6 protein-coding genes and 1 pseudogene are annotated in these 6,954 nt (G+C 58.0%); 4 read left to right on the forward strand and 3 right to left on the reverse strand.

Annotated features, from left to right (window positions below):
- Nucleotides 1–438: pseudogene (locus tag LHL23_RS23110) on the reverse strand (GIY-YIG nuclease family protein); the annotation flags it as partial.
- A gap of 156 nt (nucleotides 439–594) precedes the next feature.
- Nucleotides 595–1,080 (reverse strand): hypothetical protein, encoded by a 486-nt coding sequence (locus LHL23_RS23115; RefSeq protein ID WP_226431711.1) that lies wholly within the window; start codon nucleotides 1,078–1,080, stop codon nucleotides 595–597.
- A 146-nt stretch (nucleotides 1,081–1,226) separates the two neighbouring features.
- On the opposite strand from LHL23_RS23115, the gene LHL23_RS23120 reads away from it, so the two are divergent.
- On the forward strand, nucleotides 1,227–1,385 hold the full coding sequence (locus LHL23_RS23120; RefSeq protein WP_167738125.1) for a hypothetical protein: 159 nt from the start codon (nucleotides 1,227–1,229) through the stop codon (nucleotides 1,383–1,385).
- 359 nt (nucleotides 1,386–1,744) lie between these two features.
- Entirely contained in the window at nucleotides 1,745–2,683 is a 939-nt protein-coding gene (locus tag LHL23_RS23125) for a tripartite tricarboxylate transporter substrate binding protein (RefSeq protein ID WP_413229491.1), read from the forward strand.
- 49 nt (nucleotides 2,684–2,732) lie between these two features.
- On the opposite strand, the gene LHL23_RS23130 is transcribed toward LHL23_RS23125, so the two are convergent.
- Nucleotides 2,733–3,638: a LysR family transcriptional regulator gene (locus tag LHL23_RS23130; protein WP_226431712.1), complete on the reverse strand. Its 906-nt coding sequence runs from the start codon at nucleotides 3,636–3,638 to the stop codon at nucleotides 2,733–2,735.
- Between the two features lie 112 nt (nucleotides 3,639–3,750).
- Between LHL23_RS23130 and speB the strand changes: the two genes are divergently transcribed.
- Nucleotides 3,751–4,788: an agmatinase gene (gene speB / locus LHL23_RS23135; protein ID WP_226431713.1), complete on the forward strand. Its 1,038-nt coding sequence runs from the start codon at nucleotides 3,751–3,753 to the stop codon at nucleotides 4,786–4,788.
- Nucleotides 4,789–5,146: 358 nt separating this feature from the next.
- Nucleotides 5,147–6,718 (forward strand): Mob protein, encoded by a 1,572-nt coding sequence (locus LHL23_RS23140; RefSeq protein ID WP_226431714.1) that lies wholly within the window; start codon nucleotides 5,147–5,149, stop codon nucleotides 6,716–6,718.
- The last annotated feature ends 236 nt before the right edge of the window (nucleotides 6,719–6,954 follow it).

Genomic DNA, 6,954 nt, shown 5'->3' on the forward strand with positions numbered 1-6,954 from the left:
TCCGATCAGGTGCCACCCCCGTTCTTCTGCTTCAGCCTGTTCTTTGTCAGCGTGGCAAATCTCGCACCGTACACTGCACAGGCCTTCGGCTGCCCGCTTAACCATCTCAAATTGCCGGCGCATGTTATGGCCGCAGGGGGCGATATAGTGGGCATAGTGACGGTCTTCCGGATCGCGGCCTGCCCACTTCAAACCTGCGGCCACAGCGTCGGCCTGCCACCGGTCTTGAATGCAATGCGGGCACTGCGGCTGGCTGTTCATCACCACAAAAATTTTGCTCATGTGCGTTTCCCCGCAGGCCTTGCAGGACAGGAGCAGGTGATAGCGGTCCTTGACCCGCTGCAGGATGCCGAAGCCCTTGGCTTCGGCGGCTGCGTGCCAGTGGGGGTGAATGGTGAGCGGGAAGGCGGCGGACCTGGCGGTTGATGTATGGGTCATTGAGAACTCCGTTTGCGCAAAGCGGGAGAGAGGGCAGGCGCCGGATATGGGGCACCTGCCGGGATAATCTGGATTTGGGCATGACGCGGCCGGGCGCAGGCGGAGAGATCCGCTGCGGTGGCCAGGTCAGGTTATGTCAGGAAGGGATTGGGCGGCTCAGACCGGCGCGAATTCCGGAGCTGTCACTGCCATCTCCGCCACGGCGTCGACTTGCCGCGCCGCGCGGTTCAGCGCTTCGCGGACACCGGGATCATCGGTAGTGAAAAGGTCCCGGTGCTCATGCATCAGCTGCTGGAATCGAAGTGCCTCGTCCAGGCTCTCAGATTCGATCAGAAAGTGCAGCAGCATGCTCATGCGCTGCATTGGCAAATCTTCGGCACTGACCACCGGCGCAGTCAGGATGTCACCGCTGAGTTTAAGGCAATCCTGCCATTTGGCTTCTACGGCCTCTTGGATATCGGTGGATGCCGGATCCCAGGACAGTGCGTGCGACAGATCACGCTCCAGTTCGAGGGCTTCGTCCACTGCCTTAGTCAGCGTGTCGAAGGTGCGGGTGATGAAGGTGGAACCATCATCTGCTTCGTTTGCAGGCCACAAGCCTTTTTCTGTGCCCATGCGCATGATACGGCAAATATCAGCCATAGTCGGTCTCCTCTCGCGAGATCGGTTTTGGTTAGGGTGCGGCAAGGGGTAGGAGCCTTGCTGCACCTGAAATATATGGTACCATAAAACCAAAAATCAATACGAGATTGTCAGACATGTCAAAAAAAGCGCGAGGACGCCCGGCGGTGGATACCGAAGCGGTCAATCTCCGATTGGCGCGTGGGATGATCGAAGTCATTGATAACCAGCGCCGCGAGCAAGACGATCTTCCGACACGGCCTGCTATGATCCGGCGGATGTTGAAGCAATGGTGCCAGGATCGCGGAATTGAAGTCGACGAATAGCAATTGCTGTCAGTGTAAATCTTCACCCCTTCCAGATTATCGAAAAGCAATAAGTCATCCCAGGCCCCCGGTTGGGCGTGTCCGGCAGACCAGTCGGCCGAATTGGTCCACAGCACTTTTGAGCTTGTACCGAGGACCAATCGCGGAAATCGCTATATTCGGGGACATGTCAGGGCCAGGTACCATGGGCGATACCCGCAAAACTTCGAAAGTGAAGTTTCTTTCTTTTTAATTTTTCAACCTAAGTCAGCATGCTCTCTTAGCTGCCAGTGGAGCCTTTCGCTTTGCTTCCGGCTTCCAACGCTGCCGGCAGGTGACGCGCAGCACAGAAACCGGGCTCTGTGGCAAGGGAGTAGACCATGAAAAATCCGATGCTGAAACTGGCAGCAATTGCCCTCACCGCATGCGTGGGGTCTGTACCCGCGGCATTTGCCGATTACCCCGAAAAACCGGTGTCGTTCATTGTTCCGTGGCCTCCGGGAGGAGAGGAAGATGTGCTGACCAGGATGATCGCAACCGAGTTCCAGGACTTGTATGGCGTGCCTGCGGCCGTTGTGAACAAGCCGGGCGGCGGCGGCGGGCCGTTTCCCGGTGCGCTGGACGTGGCGGCGGCGCCTGCCGATGGGTACACCGTCGGGTCTTTTGTTATCGGGGTGCCGGTGGTCGGACCCACGCTTGGCATTCCGGAATTGTCTCCGAACCCGTTTGTTCCAGTTGGCGTCTTCATGACCTATCCTTTCCTGATCGTGGCAGGAAAGGATGCACCTTACAGCACAATGGAAGAACTGGCGGCCTATGCCCGGGAGAATGATGTCACGCTTGGCCATTTCGGTGCCGGGCTGGTGCCGACCCGTGTCACCTTCGGGCTCGCTGAAGAACTGGGCTTTGAGTTCGGCTCGGAGGCCGCCTATGACGCGCTGGATTGCAATACGCTGGCGTCCGGCGATGTGGATGTCATGAATTCGGTGGCAGCACTGGTTGCGCCGTGCCTGTCCGAGATCAAGGTGCTGGCCAGCGTTACGGACGAGAGGGTGTTTCTGACCCCTGATGTTCCCACAGTTTCGGAAATCGCACCCTCTCTGGATATCGTCCTGTGGAACGGTCTGTTTGTCCCCAAGGGAACGCCGGAGGACATCATCGCCAAGATCGAAGCGGCCGCTGTCCGGGCGATGCAGAGCGAGGAGGCGCAAACTTACGTGCAGACAAATGGCGCCCAGATTTACTGGAAGAACCGTGCCGAAACAGAGGCACTGATCGAACGGGACATTGAAACCTTCAGTGCGCTGACCTCCGAGTAAGAGGCATCACTTTGCAGCGGCGCGGCGAAAAGGCTCTGCCGCCGCTACGCTATGCAGCGCTGTGTGCATCCAGCAAATCGGAAATGAAGACATCCACGACCTTGTTGTCCCGCCCGCCGCGCCTGGTGATCAAGTGGAATTCCAAATCTGTGGCGAACCTGCCGGGCAGGATTGGGCAGACCATCTCCTTGTCTTCCCATATCTGTGCGAAATGCGTCGGCAGGAACCCAAGGTACTGTCCCGAAAGAACAAACAGCATGGCTGCATCCATGTCCTCAGTGAACACAGACGGTGAGGGCAGGGCGGGGGGTTTCTTCAGGACCTGCTCCAGTGCGGTGCCGGAGGACACCATGGCATGGCTGCCAATTTCCTGAAGCAGGCGGCTTTCATCGGTGATCTCCGACAGCGGATGAGCGCATGCGCAATAAAGCGCAACGCGCTCAGTGAACAGCCGGGTGTAGTCCAGACCCGGTATCCGGGCAGGAAACAAGCCGATGCTCAGATCATAGCGGCCGTCCAGCGTGCGGCTTTGCTGATCGGCGGAGCGGGTTTCCTCCAGTCGGAAGGTTACCTTGTTGGGGCGTGTCTGAAACTTGCGGACCGCCTCCGGCAGGCGGAAGGCGGGATTGGTGGCCATATTTGCCTGCAGGCCGATCTTCACCTCTCCGACCAGCCGGTTCTGGATCTCTGCGGCGGCGAGGTTGAAATTGCTGAAAGCCCCCAGAACCGTTTGAGCAGCCTCATAGACCGCTGTCCCCTGGTCGGTGATCCGGAACCCTGAGCGGCCGCGCTGGCACAGGGTCATGCCCAGCTGCTCTTCAAGCTCTTTCATCTGGATGCTGATTGTGGCCGCGGACATGTTCAGAACGCTCTGCGCGGCAGCAAACCCGCCGCAGTCGACAACCGTCACGAACACCCTGAGCTTGCGGATCGAGTTTTCGTGGAGGCTCAGCACGGCGCATTCCTTTGGTAACAGTAAAGTATGATTTGTATATTTTGAATTTACCAAAGTGAACTTTCCATGAAAATCTGAACCTGCCGGAAAACTTGGACGGGAAGTGAACCTTATGACCGCGATGAACCTCGACCGCCTGCGTGCGCTGGCGGAAAAATCCGATCTCAACGACCAGGCTCTTCAGGCTTTTCTGGACAGCGGAGTGGCGCATGGCGGCGACAAAAGGGAGCATGTTGCCCCTTATGCGGGGATTTCCTCGTTTTTGCGTGCGCCGCTGCAGGACGGGTTCACCGGCCTTGATATCGGGATGCTCGGCGTGCCCTTCGATCTGGCGGTGACAAACCGGCCTGGTGCCAGGTTCGGGCCTCAGCAGGTCCGGGAACTGTCGGTTCTGGCTGCGGGTCCTAAGAACCATGCGACAGGGGTTATTCCGGGTACGCTGGCGCGTTTCGCCGATTGCGGCGATGTGCCGATTGCGAGCACCTACAATCTGGAACAGGCAACTCAGGAAATCGAAGACTATTACCAAATGGTCGCAGACGCAGGCGTCATGCCGCTGTCAGTCGGCGGTGATCATTCGATCAGCTATCCCATTCTCAAGGCTATCGGCCGCGACGCTCCTGCCGGACTGATCCATATTGACGCCCATGCCGACACCGGGGGGCCATTCAACGGATCCCGTTTTCACCATGGCGGGCCGTTTCGCAATGCGGTCCTGGCGGGTGTCCTGGACCCGGAACGCACGGTTCAGATCGGCATCCGGGGCCGCGCGGAACCACATTGGGATTTCTCTTATGACAGTGGCATGCGGGTGATCCATATCGAGGAGTTCTACCAGATGGGCTTGGACAATGTACTGGCGGAGGCCCGCAGCATTGTTGGCACAGGTCCCACTTACATCTCCTTTGATGTCGACAGTATCGACCCGGCTTTCACGCCGGGAACCGGAACACCGGAAATTGGCGGGCTGCTGCCGCGGGAGGTCCAGGCTTTGATCAGGGGGCTCCAGGGACTGAACTTGATTGGTGCGGATGTGGTAGAGGTTTCTCCGCCGTACGATCGGTCGGGCAACACCGCCCTGGTCGCGGCAACGATCCTGTGGGAACTGCTTTGCATTCTCAGCTTTGCTGCATCGGAAAAGAAACGGTGAAGCACTGGATCAGTCCTCCCGGAAGACAGGTTCCAGAGAACACCAGCAGGCAACTCAAACCAAAACAAGCCACCCGAAAGTTCTTCAAGTGCAAGGCCGGGAACCGGCCGCGCAAGCACCCGCAGGGCTGCTGGAGCGCCTCCCCGGCGCAAGGGGCAGACGAGGTAGCTTCAGCTACCTATAGTCTGTCTCTTTGGGGAGCTTTCACGCGCATTTGTGCGCCTGTCTGAACTGCCCAAGCCCCAGAAAAACTATATGGCAAAAGTGCTTACCCTCATAATGAAGAGTTTCTGAGGCGGATCCACGTTTTGCGTTTTCGCCGAGGCCGCGTACCCAATGAAAAAAGGAGTACCGCCTCATGGCCTACCAGTACGTCCACGTCGAAACTTATACCCGGAAGCCGAAGCTGGTGAAGGGCACGAAAGATCAGCTTAACTCCGTTCAGCAGGTCTTCGAGGAAGCGCAGAGGTACCTGCACTATTGCAAGCATATAGAGAACCCGCGTGCGCCGGTTCCGGTTCTGAGTCACGGCGCCATCCCAATCAGCGAACTGCAGGCGCTGCATGACCGGCGCTGCTGTGAAATACGTGAAACAGTCACGGCGTCGTCCGGCAAGAGCTACACCCGCAGACTGCGTTCTGATGCGCCGACCTTGTATACAGAAGTTCATTCTCATCCAATTGCAGCCCGCGAGTTTCTGGCAGACCCTAACAAGCACCAGCCGGTGATCAACAGATGGGCGAACCTTGCCTTGAAGGACTTCCGTAAACGGATGCCGCCAGGTATCCAGTTTGCTGCGGCGTTCCACCTGGATGAGGCAAATGTGCATATGCACATTCTGGCGCTGAACATGAACGACCCGCGGCTGGATGCCAACAAGCTGCACGCCGGAAAAGTGGCGGCGGCGGATTACCGGGCCAGCCATGAGAAGCCGCGGACACTCTCGTCCCTACCGAAGCCAGAATTGCTGCCGAAACCCAAAAAGCCGAAGAAGCCGCGCCCGAGCAAGAACCGGGTCACCCAGAAAAAGAATATGGCTAAACATGAACGGGCATTGGCTGAATGGGAGAAAGCCTGCGCCAGGGCGGAAGCTGCCAATGCCAAAAAGCTCGAGGCGTGGAAGAAGGAGAACGGGCGGCATCTGCATGCCGCCCGGAAGAAGCGGAAAGAAAAGAACCCTGAAAAGGAAGCGTTTGATGCTGGGATGATACGCTTTCAAGACCGCTACTACGAAGCGGTCGGCAGGCCCTGCGGGCTTCTGCGCAAGGGACCGGGCCACGAGCGCCTGACCACAAAGCAATACGCTGCGCGCAAGGCTAGTGCCAAGGCCAGGGCGGAAGAGCAGGTGGCGAACCTCCGGTTCGAAACCAAGCTCGAGGTGAAGGAGCAGGCGCTGGAAGCGCAGGCCACGGCCTTGGCAGAAAAAGAGAACCGCCTTGCGGCAGAATATATTGCAATGAAAAAGAAGGAGGCAGAGGTCAGGGAAAGAGAAAAAGCGTTGGCGAGCCGGGAGAAGGAGGTTGAGGACAGGGAAAGATCGATAAAGGGTAAGGAAGAAAGGGCGGGAGCTGTTCAAAAGCGGGTTGAAGCAATTTCTTTGGGATTGGAATTGATCCGCCGTGATCAATTGCATTGGGTGGTCGGCAATGACGGGCGTGGAGGCAGGCTGGTGGCCGGCCCACGCGGCGGTCCGGAACGGCCGCTGCCGCTCAAGCTGCATGCACGGCTGTCGCCGGCGATGTCGCTCCTCGAGATCCTTTTGAAGATCATCGCGGAAATCATCGAGGATGCGCTGCACGAGCATCGCAGGGCGATTGCCAGGGATGCGCAAGCTTTGGCAGAATGCCGGCAGAAACTGGACCTGCCGGAGGATCCAGTGGTTGCTGCAATCTTCCAGCGCAATGATCCAGGCGAGAGGTTTGAGGTTTAGTTCCGGAGAGCCGCTCGGATTGATAGAGTTCGTCAAGGGCGGAAATCAGTCACTCACTGCGCGAAGCTTCAATGCTAACTACGCGGGACAAAGCGCCTTTTCGCTGCGGCTGCGCCAATGACTGCTCTTGAACACTGGGTCATGCAGACAAATGGCACAGGCAGAAAAGTGCTTTGGCTGTTTCTGCCTGTGCCATTTGTCTGCATGACCCAGTGTTCAAGAGCAGTCATTGGCGC

The organism is Leisingera sp. McT4-56 (assembly GCF_020514995.1).
Taxonomy (GTDB): domain Bacteria; phylum Pseudomonadota; class Alphaproteobacteria; order Rhodobacterales; family Rhodobacteraceae; genus Leisingera; species Leisingera aquaemixtae_A.

What these genes read in the sequence shown, in the direction of transcription:
- LHL23_RS23115 (WP_226431711.1), bottom strand. Translation starts at nt 1,080, where the DNA reads ATGGCTGATATTTGCCGTATCATGCGCATGGGCACAGAAAAAGGCTTG.
- LHL23_RS23125 (WP_413229491.1), top strand. Translation starts at nt 1,745, where the DNA reads ATGAAAAATCCGATGCTGAAACTGGCAGCAATTGCCCTCACCGCATGC.
- speB (WP_226431713.1), top strand. Translation starts at nt 3,751, where the DNA reads ATGACCGCGATGAACCTCGACCGCCTGCGTGCGCTGGCGGAAAAATCC.
- LHL23_RS23140 (WP_226431714.1), top strand. Translation starts at nt 5,147, where the DNA reads ATGGCCTACCAGTACGTCCACGTCGAAACTTATACCCGGAAGCCGAAG.